The following is a 17,879-nucleotide window of genomic DNA, read 5'->3' as shown; positions in this document are numbered from 1 at the left end:
GACGACCCTTGATCTCGATTTTCGACCTTGCCGCGCTGCTGCTCACCCTCTCGGCCCTGTTCGGCTGGCTGAACCGCCGCTTCCTGCGCATGCCCCATAGCATCGGCCTGCTGGTGATGGGGCTTCTCGCCTCGCTGGCGCTGGTGCTCGTCGACGTCGCCTTCCCGGCGCAGCACCTTTACCAGGACCTGACCCGCGTCCTTGACCAAGTCGACTTCACCGGCGTGGTCATGAACGGCATGCTGGCCTTCCTGCTGTTCGCGGGCTCCATGAACCTCGACCTCCGCGCGCTCCGGGAGCGGGCCATGGCGGTCGCTACCCTCGCGCTACTCGGGACCGTCATCTCCACCGCCTTGGTCGGCGGGGCCTTCTGGGCGGCGGGACAGGCGCTCGGCAGCCCGGTGCCGCTGGCTTGGGCTCTGGTATTCGGCGCCCTCATCAGCCCGACCGACCCGGTGGCGGTACTGGCCACGCTGAAGAATGTCGAGGTGCCGGAAGCCCTCGAAACCGAGATGCAGGGCGAGGCTCTGTTCAACGACGGTATAGGCATTGTGCTGTTCACGGTGCTCGTTGCTTTCGCGTCCGGCAAGGGCGGTGAGGCGACGAGCGTCGGCGGGGTGGCGACGCTGCTCGTGCACGAGGCTGGGGGTGGCGTGCTGCTCGGCGTGGTCACCGGCTACGTCGCCTACCGCGCGATGAAGGCCATCGACGACTTCCCCGTGGAGGTGCTGATTACCCTGGCGCTCGTCACCGGCACCTACGCCATCGCGCAGAAGCTCGGCGCGAGCGGCCCCCTCGCGGTGGTGGCCGCCGGGCTGCTGATCGGCGAGCGTGCCCCGCGCTACGCGATGAGCGACACCACGCGGAAGTACGTCTCGGCTCTGTGGACGCTCATCGACGAGGTGCTGAACTCGGTCCTGTTCCTGCTGATCGGCCTGGAGGTGCTCGTCCTGCGTTTCCAGGTCGCCGGCCTGGCGCTGGCCGCCTGCGCCGCCCCCATCGTGCTGGTCGCCCGACTCGTCGCAGTCTCGGCGCCCGTCCTGCTGTTCCGCTGGGGCGGCAACCTTTCACTCGGCAACGTGCCGTTCCTGACATGGGCAGGTGTGCGCGGCGGCATCTCGGTAGCGCTGGCGCTCTCAATCCCGGAGAGCGAGGCCAAGCCGGCGATCCTGGCAGCGACCTACGCCGTGGTGCTGTTCACCATCATCGTGCAGGGCTCGACCCTCGGCCTCGTGGCGCGGCGGACCCTTCGAGCGAGCTAACCGAGACCGACTTTTCTCAGCCAAGGCGAACTGCCAGCCGGAGCTTCCAGACATCCCTTGAGAAGCGTGAGGTGCTGGCAACAAGTCCGCTCTTCTGCATTTCCGCCCGGAAGCGGACCGGCAGAAGCCTACCCATCCTGGACGGTCAGGGTGCACGGCATCCAGTGTCGTTGGATCAACAGCCTGTAGACAGTCACTGTGCCGTCCGGCTGTCCCTCATGCTCGCGTATAGCGCGCCGGCATCGCGGGCTCCCCGCATAGCCGCCACCGCCTCGGTATCACGCATCCGGCGGGCGACGCAGGCCAAGGCATTGAGTTGCGAACCCTGCGCATCGGTCGGGAGCAGCAGTAGGAACACGAGGTCCACCGGCCGTTCGTCGATGGCGTCGAAATCCACCGCATCGCGCAGGCGTATCAAACATCCGAACGGGCGCCTGACGCTCTCCAGCCGGGCGTGCGGCAACGCGATGCCGTCCCCGACCCCGGTCGAACCGAGCCCCTCTCGCTTCTCCAGGGCCGTCCGCAGCGACGCGGCATCGAGGCCGAGCGCCTGGGCGGCCCGGCGCGCCAGGTCGTCCAGGAGCGCGGCCTTGCTCGCCGTGCGGACCCCGACGGCGACTTGGTCGGGCGATAGGATCTCGTCGATGGTCATTCGGGTCGGCTCGGTCGCGGGACTGCGGTAAGGGTCGAGGGGCTCGCTCAAGCGCCCGGGTCCGGAAGGATCTCGAAGGGTTCACCATCATGCGCGGCGAAACACGCCATCAAGCCCGGGCCTCGTCCTCGGGGGCACGTAGGCGATAGCCGACGCCGGTCTCGGTCAGGAGGATGCGCGGGCGCTCGGGATCGGCCTCCAGCTTGAGGCGAAGCTGGCGCATGTAGACCCGCAGGTACTGCGGGTCGGACGAGGTGGAGACCTCGCTCATGAGTTGGGCGTGGGTCAAGGCCTTCCCGGCATGCTGAATCAGGACGCGCAGGAAGTCGTACTCGCGCGGCGTGAGCTTCACCTCCTCGCCGCGGACCCGGACCAGGCGGCGCACGAGGTCGACGCTGAGGCCGTCGACCTCGAACAGGGCGCGCTCGCCCTGGACCGCGAGCTGGTGGCGCAGGGCCGCCCGGATGCGAGCCAGCAGCTCGCCCATGCCGAAGGGCTTGGTGACGTAGTCGTCCGCCCCGAGGTCGAGCGCCTCGACCTTGCCCGCCTCGTCGTCCCGGCTGGACAGGACCACCACGGGCAGGTCGCGATGGTCCTTGCGGATCAGGCGCAGGAGGTCGTGCCCGCGCATGTCGGGCAGCCCGAGGTCGAGGATGATCAGGTCGACGGTCTCACGGGACAGGACGTCCAGCGCGGCGCGTGCGTTGGGTGCCTCGAAGGTCTCGTAGCCCTGGGTCGCAAGGCCCATGCGCAGAAGCTTCCGGATCGGCGGCTCGTCGTCGATGACGAGGATGTTCATGCTCATGCCGCCAGATCCGCGTGGGCGTTTCCCGCCGGGGGGACGGGCAGGAGGATGGTGAAGACGGCCCCGAGGCGGTCGCGGCGGTTGCCGGCCGTCAGGGTGCCGCCCATGGCCTCGACGAACCCCCGTGCGATGGCGAGGCCGAGGCCAGTCCCGGCCCGGACACTATCGCCCTTCCGGACGCGGTAGAACTTGTCGAACACGCGCTCGACGTCCGCCTCGGGCAGGCCATCGCCCTCGTCGAGGACCATGAGGCGGACCTGCCCACGCTCGACCGAGCCCCTGACGGTGACGGCGGACCCCTCGGGGGCGTACTTGGCGGCGTTGTCGAGGAGGTTGACCAGCACCTGCTCGAACAGCACCGGATCGAGGCGCAGGGCCGGCAGGGTCGCCGGAAGATCGAGTTCGACCCGATGGCCGGCGAGGATGGAGCCTAAGCGGCGCAGGGCGGTGTCGACGGTCTCGCCGACGTCCTGCGGCGTGAGGCTCGCCGCCACGGCCCCCGCCTCAAGCCGGGTCATGTCGAGGAGGTTGACGATGAATCGGTTCAGCCGCTCGGATTCCTCGATGATGGTGTCGAGAAGGTCCCTCTTGGCGTCTGCGGCCAAGGCCTCGTCGAGGTCGCGCAGGGTCGTGGCCGCCCCGAGCACCGAGGACAGAGGGGTGCGCAGGTCGTGCGAGATCGAGGTGAGCAGGGCCTGGCGCAGCCGGTCGGTCTCGGCGGCGCGCTCAGCCCGGTCGAGGTCCTCGACCAGGCGGACCCGCTCGATGGCCAGCGCCGCCATGTCGGCCAGCGCGTCGAACAGGCGCCGGCTCTCCGGCGAGAGGATCGGTCCGGTGCCGTCGGTGTCCAGACCGATCACGCCGACGATGCCGCGGCCCGTCCGCATGGGCAGGAACAGCCGCTTGGCCCCCGGCAGCGTGTCGGCGCCCCGCCCCGCGGGCCGCTCGTTGTCGAAGGTCCACTTCGCGGCGCCCAGGTCGGCCGCGTCGAGCGTGTCCTCGGGCGGGAAGCCCGCCCGGACGGAGACCGCTCCCTGATCGGGGAGCAGGACGACAACCCTGACCCTCAGCATGGCGGCGATCTGGGCGGAGGTCGCCCAGAGCACGTCGTCGAGGGTGGCGCAGCCGGCGAGCTTGCGGCTGAAGCCGTAGAGCCGCTCGGTGGCCCGCGCCCTGCCATGCGAGACCACCGCCTCGCGACGGGATCGGGACGCCAGGTTCGAGACCGCCACCGCCACCACCGTGAACAGCAGGAACGCGGCGATGTTGGTCGGGTCCGCGATGGTGAGGGTGTAGACCGGCGGCAGGAAGAAGAAATTGTAGGCCAGCGACGCGGCGACCACGGCCACGAGCGACGGCCCCAGCCCGAAGCGCACCGCGACGGCGACGATGGCGGTCAGCAGGATCAGGTCGGCGTTCTCGACGCCGAGATAGGGCTCGACCAGCAGCGCGAGCCCGAGGGCGGCCCCCGTGCCGAGGAGCCCGACGGCGTAGGGCAGGATCTCGACGGGCCGCTTCTCGACCGCCGTCGCGACCGTCTTCGCCGGAACCGGATCGGCCCTGGTGGCCTCGCCGGTGATGACGTGCACGCTGATGTTGCCGGACCGGCGGATGATGTCGTGCACCACCGAGCCGTTGAGGAGCTCGAACAGCGGCGAGCGTTCGGCCTTGCCGAGAATGACGTGGTTGACGTTGGTCGAGCGGGCGAAGGCGAGGATGTCGTCGGCGACGCGCCGGCCGCCGGGGAGCGTGACCGCGTCCCCGCCCAGCCGGTCGGCGAGGCGCAGGGTGTCGGCGATGCGGTCGCGCGCGGCCTCGTCGAGGGACAGGCTGCGCGGGCCTTCCACTGTGATGGCGGTCCACGGCGCGTGCAGGCGGTCGGCGAGGCGCTTGGCGTGGCGCACGAGGCCGGCGGAGTTCGGGTCCTCGCTGACGCAGACGAGCACCCGCTCCCCGGCTCCCCACGGGCCCGCGATGGCGTTGGCCCGCATGTGGCTGATGAGCTCGTCGTCGACCCGGTCGGCGGTGCGGCGGAGCGCCAACTCGCGCAGGGCCGTCAGGTTGCCGCGGGAGAAGTAGTGCTTGAGGGCGCGCTCGGCGTTGCCCTTCACGTAGACCTTGCCGTCCCGGAGGCGCTGGATCAGGTCGTCGGGGTTGAGGTCCACCACCTCGATGTCGTCGGCACGGTCGAGGATGCCGTCGGGGACGGTCTCGCGCACCCGGATGCGGGTGATCTGCGCGACGACGTCGTTCAGGCTCTCGACGTGCTGGATGTTGAGGGTGGTGTAGACGTCGATGCCGGCGTCGAGCAGTTCCTCGACGTCCTGGTAGCGCTTCGGATGGCGCGAGCCCGGCGCGTTGGTGTGGGCGAGCTCGTCCACCAGCGCCAGGGCGGGTCTGCGGGCCAGCAATCCGTCGAGGTCCATCTCGTCGAGCGCCGTGCCGTGGTACGCGACTGACCGCCGGCCAAGCACCTCGAAGCCCTCCACGAGCGCCAGGGTCTCCGCGCGCCCGTGCGTCTCGACCACGCCGACGACCACGTCGGTGCCGGCCTTGAGCCGCGCGCGCCCGACGGTGAGCATCTCGTAGGTCTTGCCGACCCCCGGGGCCGCCCCGAGGAAGATCTTGAGGCGACCCCGTCCGCCTTCCTCCCGACGCGCGGCCTCCAGCAAGGCGTCGGGCGAGGGACGGTCCGGATCGCGATGCGGCGTCGACATGGGGCGGCCTGTCATCCGGCGGTTCTACTTCGACCCCGAACCGTCCAGGGCGAGATTGAGGGCGAGCACGTTGACGCGGGGCTCGCCGAGGATGCCGAGGAGACGACCCTGGACCTGCGCCTCCACGAGGGAACGCACCCGATCCTCGGGCAGGCTGCGCGCCTTGGCGACCCGGGGCACCTGGAACAGGGCGGCGTCCGGCGAGATGTCCGGGTCGAGGCCCGAGCCGCTGGTGGTGACGAGGTCGACCGGGACGGGCTTACCGGGGTTCTCGGCCTTGAGGGCGTCGAGATCGCCCTTGACCCGCTCGGCTAGGGCGGCGCTCGTCGGCCCGAGGTTCGAGCCCGACGAGTTCGCGGCGTTGTAGGGCGACGGGACGGTCTTGGCGGCGTCGGCCGGGTCGGCGGCGCTCGTGGCCGAGGGGCGACCGTGGAAGTATCCGGCGCCGGTGAAGGATTGGCCGATCAGGCTGGAGCCGACGACCTTGCCGTCGCGCTCGATCAGGCTGCCGGCGGCCTTGGCCGGGAAGATCGCCCCCGCGATGCCGGTCATCGCGAGGGGGTAGGCGAGCCCGGTGATGGCCGTCAGGGCGATCAGCAGGACGAGGGCGGGGCGAAGCTGGTTCAGCATGACGATGGTCCCAAAGGTGGTGTGCGGCGGCAGCTCAGACGAGGTGCAGGGCGGTGATGGCGAGGTCGATGGCCTTGATGCCGACGAAGGGCACCAGGATGCCGCCGAGGCCGTAGATCAAAAGGTTCCGGCGCAGCAGCGCCCCGGCCCCGACCGCCCGGTAGGACACGCCCTTCAGCGCCAGCGGGATCAGGACGACGATGATGAGCGCGTTGAAGATGATGGCCGAGAGGATCGCGCTCTCGGGCGAGGCGAGGCCCATGACGTTGAGGGCCTGGAGCTGCGGGTAGAGCACCAGGAACATCGCCGGGATGATGGCGAAATACTTGGCGACGTCGTTGGCGATGGAGAACGTGGTCAGCGCCCCGCGGGTCATCAGCAACTGCTTGCCGATGCCGACGATCTCGATGAGCTTGGTCGGGTCGCTGTCGAGGTCGACCATGTTGCCGGCCTCGCGCGCCGCGACCGTTCCGGTGTTCATCGCGACGCCGACGTCGGCCTGGGCGAGCGCCGGGGCATCGTTGGTGCCGTCGCCGCACATGGCGACGAGCTTGCCCTGGGACTGCTCCTTGCGGATCAGGGCGAGCTTGTCCTCGGGGGTGGCCTGGGCGAGGAAGTCGTCGACGCCGGCCTCGGCCGCGATGGCGGCCGCGGTCATCGGGTTGTCGCCGGTGATCATCACCGTGCGGATGCCCATCTGCCGGAGTTCGGCGAAGCGCTCGCGGATACCGCCCTTCACGATGTCCTTGAGGTAGACGACGCCGAGAAGCTGGCCGTCCCGCGTCACGGCGAGCGGGGTGCCGCCCGCCTTGGCGACGTCCTCGGCGATGGCCTGGATCTCGCGGACCGTCTCGTCGGCGACGCCTGGGCTGAAAGCCAGCGCCGCGCCGGAGCCACGGGTCGCCATCGGCTGTGAACTCACCGAGGCGATGATGGAATCGACGGCGCCCTTGCGGATGGAAGAACCGTCGAGATCGACGCCGCTCATCCGGGTCTGGGCGGTGAAGGGCACGAAGGTCGCGTTCAGGCTCGCCATGTCGCGGGCCCGGATGCCGTACTTCTCCTTGGCCAGCACGACGATGGAGCGCCCCTCCGGGGTCTCGTCGGCTAGCGAGGCCAACTGGGCGGCGTCGGCGAGGTCCTGCTCGGTCACGCCGCGGACGGGGCGGAACTCGGTGGCCTGCCGGTTGCCCAGCGTGATCGTGCCGGTCTTGTCCAGCAGCAGCGTGTCGACGTCGCCGGCCGCCTCTACGGCCCGGCCCGACATGGCGAGCACGTTGAAGCGCACCAGCCGGTCCATGCCGGCGATGCCGATGGCCGACAGGAGCGCGCCGATGGTCGTGGGGATCAGCGTCACGAACAGGGCGACCAGCACGATCAACGGGATCGCACCGCCGGCATAAGACGCAAAACTCGGGATCGAGGCCACGGCGAAGACGAAGATCAGGGTCAGCCCGGCGAGCAGAATGTTGAGCGCGATCTCGTTCGGGGTCTTCTGGCGCGACGCGCCCTCGACCAGGGCGATCATCCGGTCGACGAAGGTCGAGCCGGCCGCGGCCGTGATGCGCACCCGGATCTCGTCGGAGAGCACCTGCGTGCCTCCGGTCACCGCCGAGCGGTCGCCGCCCGACTCGCGGATCACGGGTGCGGACTCGCCGGTGATGGCGGCTTCGTTCACCGCTGCCACGCCGAGGATGACCTCGCCGTCCGATGGAATGATGTCGCCGGCCTCTACCAGGACCACGTCGCCGACCTTCAGGTCGTTGCCGGGGATGGTCTCGAAGTCCCGGCCGGTGCCTTTCAGGCGCTTGGCCATGGTCTCGGTGCGGGTGCGCCGCAGGCTATCGGCCTGGGCCTTGCCGCGCCCCTCGGCGATGGCCTCGGCGAAGTTGGCGAACAGCACCGTGAACCACAGCCAGAGGATGATCTGCCCGGAGAAGGCGAGGTTCGCGCCGCCGGTGACGACGTCACGGATGAACAGGACGGTGGTGAGCGCGGCCACGACCTCGACCACGAACATGACCGGGTTCTTGATCATCTTCCGGGGGTCGAGCTTTGTCAGGGCGCCGACGAGCGCCGGGCCGACGAGGGCGGCGCTGAACAGGCTCGTGGAGTTTGGGCGGGCCATTGCGGTTGTCCGATTGGATGGTGAGGCATCTCGGGCGGCGGCGCGGTCACGCGCCGCCGAGTGGGGGCTCAGGGGGCCAGGGCGGTGCCGAGGAGGGCCGCCCCGGCCATGATGCCGAGGGCGCCGAGCAGCGTGAGGCCGAGCATGCCGAGGATGACGTCCGAGAGGCGGAGGTCGCGGCGGTCCCGTCGGACCCGGTCCCATGTCGGCGGCCTCGGCCGGTGACGTGCGAGGGTGCGCCGCATGGCGGCGCGGTTGCGGGATGGAAGCATGGCGTCCTGCACCTCACCCCCCCGCCGCGAAGGTCTGGCCGAGGCCGCCGGCGAGGTGCTCGACGATGGGTCCGAGCGCCAGCGCCGGGAAGAAGGTCAGGCCGCCGACGATCAGGATCACGCCGACCAGCAGGCCGACGAACAGGCCCCCATGCGTCGGGAACGTCCCGGCCGAGGCCGGCACCGTCTTCTTGGCGGCGAGCGACCCTGCGATGGCGAGCGCCGGGACGATCACGAAGAACCGGCCGAACAGCATGCCGAGGCCGAGCGTGGTGTTGTAGAACAGGGTGTTGCCTGTGAGCCCGCCGAAGGCCGAGCCGTTGTTCGCCGCCGCCGAGGTGAAGGCGTACAGGATCTCCGAGAAGCCGTGCGGGCCGGCGTTGGCCGGGCCCGCGAGGCCGGCGGCGACCACGGTGGCCAGTGCCGTGAACCCCAGCATCATCAGCGGCAGGCACAGGATGGCGAGCATCGCCATCTTGACCTCCTTGGCCTCGATCTTCTTGCCGAGGTACTCGGGCGTGCGACCGACCATCAGGCCGGCCACGAAGATCGTCACGATGACGAAGACCAGGATGCCGTAGAGGCCGGCCCCGACGCCGCCGACGATGATCTCGCCAAGCTCCATGTTGATCAGCGGGATCATGCCGCCGAGCGCCGTGAAGCTGTCGTGCATGGCGTTGACGGCACCGCAGGACGCCGCCGTGGTGACGGCCGCGAACAGCGCCGAGGCGACGATGCCGAAGCGGACCTCCTTGCCCTCCATGTTGCCGCCGGTCAGGCCGAACGCGTTGAGAACGGGGCTGCCGGCGCTCTCGGCCCAGTAGACGACGGTGACGCCCGCTAGGAACAGCACGCCCATAGCAGCGAGGATCGCCCAGCCCTGGCGCTCGTCGCCGACCATGCGGCCGAAGACGTTGGTCATCGCCGCGCCGATGGCGAAGATCGAGACGATCTGGACGAAGTTCGCGAGGGCGGTAGGATTCTCGAACGGGTGAGCCGCGTTGACGTTAAAGAACCCGCCGCCGTTGGTGCCCAGCATCTTGATCGCGACCTGGCTCGCGACCGGGCCGACCGCGATGGTCTGCTTGGCGCCTTCCAGGGTGGTGGCCTCGATGGCCCCGCCGAAGGTCTGGGGAATGCCCTGGGAGACCAGGAACAGCGTGTAGACGACGCAGATCGGCAGCAGCACGTAGAGGGTGGTCCGGGTCAGGTCGACCCAGAACGAGCCCACGGTGGCGGCTGAGGCGCGCGAGAAGCCGCGCACCAGGGCGACGGCCAGGGCGATGCCGGTAGCCGCCGACAGGAAGTTCTGGTGGGTCAGCCCCAGCATCTGCGTGAGGTAAGACATCGTCGTCTCGCCGCCGTAGTTCTGCCAGTTCGTGTTGGTCACGAAGCTCGCCGCCGTGTTGAAGGCGAGGTCCGGCGCGACGGCGGACTGCCCGTCCGGGTTGAACGGCAGGACCGCCTGGAAGCGCAGCAGCGCGTACAGGGCGAGGAAGCCGAGCACGTGGAAGGCGAGCATGGCCAGGGCGTAGGACAGCCAGTGCTGCTCCTGGCGGGCGTCGATGCCGGCGACGCGGTAAAGCCCACGCTCGACGGGGGCGAGCACGGGCGAAAGGAAGGTTCGCTCACCCGTGAAGACACGGGTCATGTAGCCGCCGAGAGGGCGGGCAAGCGCGAGGACGACCGCGCAGAACAGCGCGATCTGTATCCAGCCGTTGATGGTCATGGGAGGCGTTCCTTCAGAACCGCTCGGGGCGGACGAGGGCGTAGGTGAGGTATCCGAGCAGCCCCAGGGTCACGAGGGCGCCAAGCGTCAGGTCGAGGGTCATGGCGAGCCTCAGAGGCGTTCGCAGAGGACGGCGTAGCCGGCGGCCAGGCCGAAGAAGGCGAGCCCCGCGGCGATGAAGGCGATGTCGAGCATGGTCGGTCCGTTCGGTTCGGGGGCCGATGCAGGACCGGTCTCGCCCAGGACCAATGTGGACGCGAACCGCATTAGGGTTCGAGACGGAAGCTCGGACGATTTTATAAGGGACGCATTAGGATCGCGGGTCGCTCGCTGGTCGACCCTGGGACGGTGGCCTTTCAGTCCGCAGGCGCGGCCGTGCGCAGGGCGAGACGGAACTCGGCACACCCGAGCGGGCAGCCTGCCTGGGCGGCCCGGGGGCATTCGATCCGCCACCTCGAACGGTCGACCTGGACTACGCCATCGACACCGAGCCGATAGCCGTGGAAGGCGATCCCGCATGCTCGGCACCGGGAGAGCAGGCGCCGCAGACATTCAAGGGACTGGGATCGGCCGATGGTGCCGTCACCATTGCATCGGGCCGGTCGTCGGTCGGAGAGGTCCACGGGAAATCAACCTGGCACCCCATCGGGGCGGCTGACTACGATCCTCGAACCCGCATAAGCGTTCGAGAGGGTGCGAGACGGTTCGGCATAAGGATTTGATTTTGCAGATAGACCCGCTCCAGCATGTGGGAACGCCCTATGTCCTGCCCGCTGCACATCACAAACCGCTTGCAGCCTGCCGCATGATGAAACGGGCCACCCGATTAGTATCAGGCAGCCCGCTTACTCTAGGTTGATTTGGTGCGGAACTTTGAGGGTCAAAAGCGGATCATTGGGTCGGCTATCAAGCGGGATCCCGATAGTCGTTGCGGTGGCGATGTTACAAACGGGTGACCGATCCGGGTTCTTGTCAGCCGTTTGTAACATCGGATGACCAGCATCCTGGGCATCCGTAGCGGATCCCGAGGTTATGCCCAGCATACTGGGCATCCCGAAATGCGTGCTATCGCGAACATTTCGGGGGTTTCGGACCAGAATGATCGTTATACCGCACATTTCCAGGGGCATCCCGTCGTGTTGACTGGATCAGTCCAGGGTTTCGTACACCAGGATTTCAGCGAGCCCCCGGACCGTCTTGAACGGGACCACCCCTTCATGCATCTTGCGGACTCCCACGGAGCACGACCTTCGCCATGACCTCGCGCCTGCAGAAACGGACCGCCTCGATAGCCTGAGCCCCGAGCTCGGATCGACCCCGCGTGTCCTTCTGCCTGCGAGACCCCCATGCCCAAGATGTCCGACCACCAGGCCCGCGCTCGCGCGCAGGCCGTCCTCTCCGTCCGCCTCGCCCGCGACAGCTTCATCAGCAAGACGCCCGCCCGGGGCGGCATCCCCAACACGAGCCGGGAGCTCCTCGCCGGCGCGGAGTTCCTCGGCGAGGACGTCCGCATCGACGTCGCGGCCTACCTGTTCCCCCTGGTGAAGACTGGGTCGAAGCACCGGCTCCCGCCCCGCCTCTACGCGACGCTCCGCCGGCTCCAGGACGATCCGACGCTGGCCAACCTGCGCGTCGCGCGCCGGTCCTGCGCCCTGGCCGTGTCGCGGGCCGACTTCCACTGGGAAGGCGAGGAGATGCTGGGCGAGACCCGCATGGAGCTCGACGACCTCGTCATGCGGTGCTGGATCTGGGAGGCCGGCTTCGGCTGCCCGGGCGCGGCCGCCCATTGCGCCGGGCTGGCGTTCGACGCGTACCGCATGACGAGCTCCACGCCGAGCGTCAGCGCGCTCCCGTTCCGGCTCCTCCGGTCGGCGATCGAGTACCTGATCGCCTCGCGCATGCCGCCCGTGGGAGCCGACGCGGCGCCCTACGTCCCGGAGGCCCGGAACGACCAACTCCTCCACGCCTACGGCGACGTCCGCGACCTGGCGTATTTCCTCGGCGTCGTCGTTCAAGGCATCGCCGAGGGCCCCGTGAAGGAGGAGCCGGAGGCCGCCCCGGAGGACGACGACCTGTCGGCGCTGGCGGACCTGGCGGAGGACCGCTCCGGGATCGTGCGGGACCCGGCGCCGGCCAAGCCGACCAGGCCGGTCGAGGACGGCCGGACGTACAGCGCCGGCGACATCCTCTTCGGCCCGAGCCGCATGGTGCTCGCCTCGACCGAGCACCTGCCCAAGGGCAAGAAGGGGGATAACAACCCCGTCGACGAGGCCCGCAAGATCGCCGGCAAGCGTCTGCCCCTCGTCGGGACGCACCGGGACCTGCCCGAGATCCAGGCCGAGCTCGACGCGGAGTTCGTCCACCTCGGCGAGATCACTGGCAGGATCCTGAGCGGGCTCGTCGGCCGGGACTGGTCCTACGTGCCGCCGACCCTCTTCGTCGGTCCGCCGGGGGCGGCGAAGACTCGGTACGCCCGAAGGCTCGGCGAGGTCCTCGGGCTGCCCGTGAGCGTCCACTCGCTCGGAGGATCGTCCGACGCATCCTTCATGGGCACGAGCCGGCAGTGGTCGACCGCGCGCTTCAGCGTGCCCTTCCAGGAGATGCTCAAGTCCGGCGTGGCCAACCCGGCGCTCGTCCTCGACGAGGTCGATAAGGCCGGGCGCTCGCACCACAACGGATCCATCCTGGACGTGCTGGTGAACGTCACCGGCGGGGAGACCGCGGCCCGGTACTCCGACCCCTACCTCGAATGCGCGACCGACCTCAGCGCGGTCACGTTCCTCCTGACGGCCAACGGCCTCGGGGGCCTCCCGAAGCCGCTGCTCGACCGCCTGAGGGTGATCGAGATCCCCACCCCGGGTCCGGAGCACCTGATCCCCCTGGCGACCTCGATCCTCGACGACGTCCGCGCCGATCGGGGCCTCGACGAAATCTGGTGCCCGCCCCTGGAGGAGTGGGAGACCGACGCCCTGGCCGAGCACTGGCCCGGGGGCAGCCTGCGCGTCCTGCGACGGCTCATCGAGGCGGTCGTCGACGCCCGCTCGCACTCCGCGCGGAGGCAGTGATGCCGACCCCGCTGCTGCAGCTCCGCGCCCTGCGCGACATCGTCGAGGCCGAGGTCTTCGACCAGCGCGTCGACGCCTGCCTCGGGCCCGGCGTCCACCGCTACGTCGCCGCCCTGGTCCGCCTCGTCGAGGACGGGGACCGGGACCCCTCCATCGCCCTCAACGAGGGCCTCTCGGCCGCGGGCTTCCTTCGCGTCGTCCCCCGCCTTCCCCCCGTCCGCGCCCGCCAATGGAGCCCCCAATGTCCCGCCTGATCCAAGCCGAGGCCACCGCCATCCTCGCCGTCGTCCTGCGGGGCGAGGCCGAGTTCGTCACCGTCGCCGGCGTCGACGTCACGCCGGACGGCCCGCGGGTCCGGTTCGCCCAGGTCCCCCGGCCGCGGCCCCGGGACCCGAAGGCCGCTCCAGCCGACCCGGCCGTCCTGTGCGAGCTGCTCTCGCGGACGCTCGCCCTGCGCTGGCGGACGCCGTCCCCGGTGGCGCCAGAGGATAGCTACGTCGCGCTCACCAAGGCCTACCCGACGGTCTACACGACGACAACGGAGACGTCGGCGGGGTGGCACTGGCTTCTGGCCGCGACCGCCGAGAAGCTGATCGAGCACGGGCTGCCGGCCGGGTTCCAGACCCTTCAGGTCAAGGAGAAGTTCGCGACGCTGAGGTTCTACTGGGGCGCGGACGACGACGCCCGGCCCGGTTTCGGTGCCATCATCGAGGCCGCCGAGCGGCTGTCCGCCGGCATCTGCGACGCGTGCGGCCGCCCCGGTCGGTTCCGGTCCGGGGGGTGGTCCAAGACCGCCTGCGACGAACATGCCCGCTGAGGTCGAGGTCTACCGGAACATCACCCGGCGCCGATGGTCCGTCCGCGTCGGTCGCTGGGTCGCCGCCCACATGGACGCGATCGCCCTGCGCGACGTGGTCTTCCGGTCGTCGGAGGCCTCCCGCCTCCGGACGATCCGGACCAGGATCCGGGACGTCCATGCATGGGCCCGCGGCGTCCCCGTCCCGGGACTGGGACGGCCCGACGATGCGGTCCCCGTCCGGTACCGGCCCCGCATCGAGCCGGGCTTCCGCGACCCCGACGGCGGCATCGTCGTGATGGCGGACTTCGCGTGGTTCGAGCCTGACGGGACCTGCTGGGCGGCCCTGGAAACTTTCATCGCCGGGGCGGAAGCTCTTCCCCAAGGACGGATCGTCGTGACGAGTGGAGTGCAGCCGTGAGACTGAAGGTCCTGAACAGCTTCGAGCTGCAAGCCCTGGAGCGGCGGCGCGCCAAGGCCCGCGAGACCCTCGCCCAGATCCAGGCAGGCTGGGTGCCCAACGAGGCAGCCCTGGCCGAGGCCCCCTTCCTCGACGACTGGTCGGTCCGCCCGTACCCGGGGACCGACCTGCCGAGCCTCGTCGGAAACTGCTGGGGCCATCCAACCCTCGGCAATCGCTGGATCGGGACGAGCCCGATCCAGCACCTGGGCGACGGCTACGCGGTCACGCAGAAGACCCTGTACATCCTGGGGCGCGAGCACACCGCCTCGAACGAAGCGCGGCTCGACAGGATCCTGTCCGGCCGCCGGGGCCGCGGTCGCGAGGCGTGCCCCGAGCCCGACTTCGACGACGAGACGGAGGTGAAGCCGTGATCGTCCTCAGCGAGAAGGTCCTCACCGCCCTCAAGGCTGCGTTCGACGACCGCGACAGGCTCGCAGCCGGGTGGGTACCTCCGGCCGAGCTCTGGGTGCATGCCCCCGTCCTCCATCGCTGGTTCCAGGGCCCCGACCCGGTCTCGGGCACGATGGCGATCTTCGGCCTGTCGGATGGCGTCAAGCGCCGCAGCGATCCCGTCGTTGCGATGGAGACCGGACCAGGCGGGATCGGCTGGGCTCGGACGCTGTCCGGATGGCACAGGCTCGCCATGGCCAAAGACGAGGCCCATGCATCCGGTCGGCACCTGGTCCCGGCGGAAGCCCGCGAGATCGAGATCGCCGCTCGGCGGGCCGGGTACAAGGCGCCGTGCCACTCGCTCCAGCCGTCGGGACCGCTCGTCCTCGACAGCGTCTGGGAGAAGGTTGCCCGGCATTTCGAGACTACGTCCGAGGACGCCGAGACGGCGATCGCGGTGTTCTACGCCCGCTTGCGCGATGTCGGTCTGAAGGAGGCGCGGATGATGGTCGGCGGCTGGATGGCCGCCCGGGAGTTCGACCTCGAAATCGTCTGAGCCCAGGCATTCTATCGATCCGGCCAGGCCGTCCTTCAATCCTTTGATCGCATGATCCGGTGATGAGAACCTTCCTGACCCTCGCGGCCGTCGCCGCCCTCTCCACACCCGCCGCGGCGGATCGCTTCGAGGCCCGTCTCGTCGCGCCCACGCCCCAGGGAGGGATCCTTGCCGCGAGGCTGATCGTCGACGGCGGCCCGGGCGGCGTCCGGTGGACGATGGCCTGCACGGACGAGGGCGACCTGCGCGGCCGGCCGGCCCGGATCCGGACCTACCAGGGCAGCGCCCCGTTTGAGCCGGAATGGGTGATGGGCACGGCCCCCGAGGGCCGGTTCACCCTGGCGCTGCGGGGGCGGCCGCTCCTGGCGACGTCGCTCGAAGGGTGCCCGAAGATGGGGGTCCCGATCCTGCGGTCGTTCCCCTAGCGCGGCGTCTTGGTGCGCAGTGCAAGCAGCTCCCAGGTCCCGACGACCGTCGGCGGAGAGATCGGAGACCTCGTCCTTCGCTGGAGGCGGACGGTGCTCGAACTCATCGGGCGGCACGATGGTGGAACACCCGGTATGCCTTCCGGCAAAAAGCGCTTGGCCGCGTCGGGTCAGCTGACTAACAGCCCCCGAAAAGGCCAGCTGTGCAGAATGACATTGAGAGTGGAAGGATCGCAAATTCAGAAGCGTTTAGTCTGACAGCGCTAAGCTTATAGCATTTGAAATCGAAACACATCGATGAGCGCGGATATCTCGGCGTATATGTTGGGCTGGAACAATTTACGCTCGTTGGCCAGCTCGATCACCTTTCCCTTCATGTCGTATCCGTTTAGAGATACCGAGCCCACGATGAACTGGGCGTTCTCAGGCCTCTGGGCTTCGATCGTGCTGAAGATGCGCTTCGCATTTACGGGGTCCTGATCCTGCTGCAATGGGCTGTCGAGGACTACGGGCGCCGTGATCGCCGTCGAATGCTCGAAGCAGGTGCTGACGAACGCCAGGACGTAGGAAAGGACCGCTCGTGGATGAACCGATCCGGTATCCTTGATGACGTAGTGGATCTTCTGCGCCTTGTCCAAATTGATATTTTTGACATCCAGCGAATTCAGGTTTTCCGTGATTTTGTCTGCGAAGAAGGTCACGATCTTGTCCTTTCGCGCTTTGTTTTCAAGTTTCTTGATTAGCTTTTTGACCGACGCGATGCCGCTGGTAAGCTCGGCTGCCTTGGCCTCGATATCCGCGGCCTGTTGGTCGAAGACGCTCAGTGCCTGACGCTGTCCCTCGGACGCGATCACCTGAGCGAGGGTGATCTCGCCTTGTTTGATGGTGAGCACCTCCTGGGCGGCGGCGATTTGCTGATCGGCGGTCCGCAGGTTGAGGCGAGCGGCCTCGACCTGCGCCTTGACCTCGATCATCTGGTCGACGAGCTCGTTCAGGACCGCGACGCATGCCTCGCGGTCCTCGATGATGCCGAACCTCATCGCGAAGTTGTTCTCGTGGACGGTTCCGCACGTCGGGCAGGGGATAGGCTCGTCGCCACGCTCGACGAGCTATTCACGATCGTTCTCAAGTTCCTTGAGGGCGCGGCGCCCGACCTCGAACTGGTCGTTCAGGAGCGTTCTCTGCGCGATCACGTCGCTCAACGCGGCGGCGAACCTAGCTCGCTTCTCACGCAGCTTCTTTAACTCGGCTAGCAATCGCAGGATCGCCGCCTCGTACGCTTCCTGGTCAATCGACAACGCGTCCTGGGTCACGGATTGCCGGAGGGCCAGGGCCGACCGCTCGACGACGGTGGCCTGGCTCTGCAACTCGCCTTTCTCGACGGTCATCAGTTGAAGCTCGGCCCGGCGGGCGTACCATTCGTCCGGCAGGATGCCCGAATGGTACGAGACGATGCTTCGATGGTAGTTGGCGAACTGCTTCAGCCCTTCGAACGACTGCCAGGGACGCTCCCAACCCACATCCTGATCGACGTAGAACGGCAGGAAGAAGAAGGCCGGTGTCGGCGTCGTCGGGTTCCCCTTGCGGTCCGGCAGGACCAGGTTGATCCCGAGCAGCTTCGCGAGGGACGGTGCCAACTGGCTGGTCACCTTCTGCATCGACCCCATGAGAACACGCGCCTCGTCGAACAGCGCGAAAACCGATCCATGCCTGAGCATGAAGTAGGTTTTACCGTCCACCTGAAACTCAAGGAGACCGGTCACCTTCAGGTTGGGCCAACTTTCATGAACGCGGGCTGGATCTGCCCCGAGGACCCAGTACAAGGATTTGATCAGGGAAGACTTACCGGTCGAGTTGCCTCCGAGGATGATCGTCATCTTCGGATCGAATGTCGTCTTGAACGCCCCCTGCTCCAGGTCGGACATGAGATATAATTTTTTGAAGCGTAAGTTTTTCATCGGTCTTCTTGCGCAAGTTCCTCACCAGCAA

At 68.5% G+C, this 17,879-nt stretch carries 19 protein-coding genes; 8 read left to right on the top strand and 11 right to left on the bottom strand.

The genetic code is table 11. The features are described 5' to 3' along the window. Positions 1-8 precede the first annotated feature (8 nt). Positions 9-1,262, top strand: a complete 1,254-nt coding sequence (locus FV226_RS12310; RefSeq protein WP_147763140.1) for a sodium:proton antiporter — start codon at positions 9-11, stop codon at positions 1,260-1,262. Between the two features lie 193 nt (positions 1,263-1,455). On the opposite strand, the gene FV226_RS12305 is transcribed toward FV226_RS12310, so the two are convergent. From FV226_RS12305 to FV226_RS27950, 9 genes are all read right to left on the bottom strand, one after another. Continuing rightward, positions 1,456-1,965: a PTS sugar transporter subunit IIA gene (locus tag FV226_RS12305; RefSeq protein ID WP_246691582.1), complete on the bottom strand. Its 510-nt coding sequence runs from the start codon at positions 1,963-1,965 to the stop codon at positions 1,456-1,458. A 58-nt stretch (positions 1,966-2,023) separates the two neighbouring features. After that, positions 2,024-2,719, bottom strand: a complete 696-nt coding sequence (locus tag FV226_RS12300) for a response regulator transcription factor (protein WP_147751748.1) — start codon at positions 2,717-2,719, stop codon at positions 2,024-2,026. Next, positions 2,716-5,436, bottom strand: coding sequence for a sensor histidine kinase KdpD (locus tag FV226_RS12295; RefSeq protein WP_147763139.1), 2,721 nt, complete (start codon positions 5,434-5,436; stop codon positions 2,716-2,718). The genes FV226_RS12300 and FV226_RS12295 overlap by 4 nt, the downstream gene beginning before the upstream one ends. Positions 5,437-5,460: 24 nt before the next feature. After that, complete coding sequence (locus tag FV226_RS12290) at positions 5,461-6,066, bottom strand: K(+)-transporting ATPase subunit C (RefSeq protein WP_147763138.1); 606 nt, start codon at positions 6,064-6,066, stop codon at positions 5,461-5,463. A 34-nt stretch (positions 6,067-6,100) separates the two neighbouring features. Beyond that, positions 6,101-8,194 (bottom strand): potassium-transporting ATPase subunit KdpB, encoded by a 2,094-nt coding sequence (gene kdpB, locus FV226_RS12285; RefSeq protein WP_147763137.1) that lies wholly within the window; start codon positions 8,192-8,194, stop codon positions 6,101-6,103. Between the two features lie 68 nt (positions 8,195-8,262). After that, positions 8,263-8,466, bottom strand: coding sequence for a hypothetical protein (locus tag FV226_RS12280; RefSeq protein ID WP_147763136.1), 204 nt, complete (start codon positions 8,464-8,466; stop codon positions 8,263-8,265). Positions 8,467-8,479: 13 nt separating this feature from the next. Next, entirely contained in the window at positions 8,480-10,195 is a 1,716-nt protein-coding gene (gene kdpA / locus FV226_RS12275; protein ID WP_147763135.1) for a potassium-transporting ATPase subunit KdpA, read from the bottom strand. Positions 10,196-10,208: 13 nt separating this feature from the next. Next, complete coding sequence (locus FV226_RS12270; protein ID WP_036267122.1) at positions 10,209-10,298, bottom strand: K(+)-transporting ATPase subunit F; 90 nt, start codon at positions 10,296-10,298, stop codon at positions 10,209-10,211. 8 nt (positions 10,299-10,306) lie between these two features. Further along, positions 10,307-10,462, bottom strand: a complete 156-nt coding sequence (locus FV226_RS27950; RefSeq protein WP_187278746.1) for a hypothetical protein — start codon at positions 10,460-10,462, stop codon at positions 10,307-10,309. 1,079 nt (positions 10,463-11,541) lie between these two features. On the opposite strand from FV226_RS27950, the gene FV226_RS28960 reads away from it, so the two are divergent. From FV226_RS28960 to FV226_RS12235, 7 genes are all read left to right on the top strand, one after another. Continuing rightward, positions 11,542-13,260 carry an AAA family ATPase gene (locus FV226_RS28960; protein WP_147763134.1) on the top strand — a complete coding sequence of 573 codons (1,719 nt, stop codon included), beginning with the start codon at positions 11,542-11,544 and terminating at the stop codon, positions 13,258-13,260. Next, positions 13,260-13,514 (top strand): hypothetical protein, encoded by a 255-nt coding sequence (locus FV226_RS12260; protein WP_147763133.1) that lies wholly within the window; start codon positions 13,260-13,262, stop codon positions 13,512-13,514. Before FV226_RS28960 ends, FV226_RS12260 begins: the two co-directional genes overlap by 1 nt. Then, the gene (locus FV226_RS28340; protein ID WP_210246515.1) at positions 13,502-14,077 is read left to right on the top strand and encodes a hypothetical protein; all 576 of its coding nucleotides are present in this window, start codon (positions 13,502-13,504) and stop codon (positions 14,075-14,077) included. The genes FV226_RS12260 and FV226_RS28340 overlap by 13 nt, the downstream gene beginning before the upstream one ends. Next, positions 14,067-14,477 carry a hypothetical protein gene (locus tag FV226_RS12250; RefSeq protein ID WP_187278745.1) on the top strand — a complete coding sequence of 137 codons (411 nt, stop codon included), beginning with the start codon at positions 14,067-14,069 and terminating at the stop codon, positions 14,475-14,477. The genes FV226_RS28340 and FV226_RS12250 overlap by 11 nt, the downstream gene beginning before the upstream one ends. Beyond that, a complete protein-coding gene (locus FV226_RS12245; RefSeq protein WP_147763132.1) occupies positions 14,474-14,890 on the top strand; it encodes a DUF6634 family protein in 417 nt (138 codons plus the stop codon). The genes FV226_RS12250 and FV226_RS12245 overlap by 4 nt, the downstream gene beginning before the upstream one ends. Continuing rightward, positions 14,887-15,465 carry a hypothetical protein gene (locus tag FV226_RS12240; protein ID WP_246691581.1) on the top strand — a complete coding sequence of 193 codons (579 nt, stop codon included), beginning with the start codon at positions 14,887-14,889 and terminating at the stop codon, positions 15,463-15,465. Before FV226_RS12245 ends, FV226_RS12240 begins: the two co-directional genes overlap by 4 nt. Before the next feature lie 62 nt (positions 15,466-15,527). Next, positions 15,528-15,890, top strand: a complete 363-nt coding sequence (locus FV226_RS12235) for a hypothetical protein (protein ID WP_147763131.1) — start codon at positions 15,528-15,530, stop codon at positions 15,888-15,890. 269 nt (positions 15,891-16,159) lie between these two features. Here FV226_RS12235 and FV226_RS12230 read toward each other — a convergent pair whose 3' ends face one another. Then, positions 16,160-16,930, bottom strand: a complete 771-nt coding sequence (locus FV226_RS12230) for a hypothetical protein (RefSeq protein WP_147763130.1) — start codon at positions 16,928-16,930, stop codon at positions 16,160-16,162. 69 nt (positions 16,931-16,999) lie between these two features. Next, positions 17,000-17,815: an ATP-binding protein gene (locus FV226_RS12225; protein ID WP_147763129.1), complete on the bottom strand. Its 816-nt coding sequence runs from the start codon at positions 17,813-17,815 to the stop codon at positions 17,000-17,002. Between the last annotated feature and the right edge of the window lie 64 nt (positions 17,816-17,879).

It is taken from the genome of Methylobacterium sp. WL12 (assembly GCF_008039475.1).
GTDB lineage: Bacteria > Pseudomonadota > Alphaproteobacteria > Rhizobiales > Beijerinckiaceae > Methylobacterium > Methylobacterium cerastii.
The sequence above is the reverse complement of the archived record's forward strand: the minus strand, read 5'-3'. Positions and strand labels throughout refer to the sequence as shown.

Coding starts and splice junctions, on each gene's coding strand:
- FV226_RS12300 (WP_147751748.1), bottom strand. CDS start 2,719: ATGAGCATGAACATCCTCGTCATCGACGACGAGCCGCCGATCCGGAAG.
- FV226_RS12295 (WP_147763139.1), bottom strand. CDS start 5,436: ATGTCGACGCCGCATCGCGATCCGGACCGTCCCTCGCCCGACGCCTTG.
- FV226_RS12290 (WP_147763138.1), bottom strand. CDS start 6,066: ATGCTGAACCAGCTTCGCCCCGCCCTCGTCCTGCTGATCGCCCTGACG.
- kdpB (WP_147763137.1), bottom strand. CDS start 8,194: ATGGCCCGCCCAAACTCCACGAGCCTGTTCAGCGCCGCCCTCGTCGGC.
- FV226_RS12280 (WP_147763136.1), bottom strand. CDS start 8,466: ATGCTTCCATCCCGCAACCGCGCCGCCATGCGGCGCACCCTCGCACGT.
- kdpA (WP_147763135.1), bottom strand. CDS start 10,195: ATGACCATCAACGGCTGGATACAGATCGCGCTGTTCTGCGCGGTCGTC.
- FV226_RS12270 (WP_036267122.1), bottom strand. CDS start 10,298: ATGACCCTCGACCTGACGCTTGGCGCCCTCGTGACCCTGGGGCTGCTC.
- FV226_RS27950 (WP_187278746.1), bottom strand. CDS start 10,462: ATGCGGTTCGCGTCCACATTGGTCCTGGGCGAGACCGGTCCTGCATCG.
- FV226_RS28960 (WP_147763134.1), top strand. CDS start 11,542: ATGCCCAAGATGTCCGACCACCAGGCCCGCGCTCGCGCGCAGGCCGTC.
- FV226_RS12260 (WP_147763133.1), top strand. CDS start 13,260: ATGCCGACCCCGCTGCTGCAGCTCCGCGCCCTGCGCGACATCGTCGAG.
- FV226_RS28340 (WP_210246515.1), top strand. CDS start 13,502: ATGTCCCGCCTGATCCAAGCCGAGGCCACCGCCATCCTCGCCGTCGTC.
- FV226_RS12250 (WP_187278745.1), top strand. CDS start 14,067: ATGCCCGCTGAGGTCGAGGTCTACCGGAACATCACCCGGCGCCGATGG.
- FV226_RS12235 (WP_147763131.1), top strand. CDS start 15,528: ATGAGAACCTTCCTGACCCTCGCGGCCGTCGCCGCCCTCTCCACACCC.
- FV226_RS12230 (WP_147763130.1), bottom strand. CDS start 16,930: ATGAGGTTCGGCATCATCGAGGACCGCGAGGCATGCGTCGCGGTCCTG.
- FV226_RS12225 (WP_147763129.1), bottom strand. CDS start 17,815: ATGTCCGACCTGGAGCAGGGGGCGTTCAAGACGACATTCGATCCGAAG.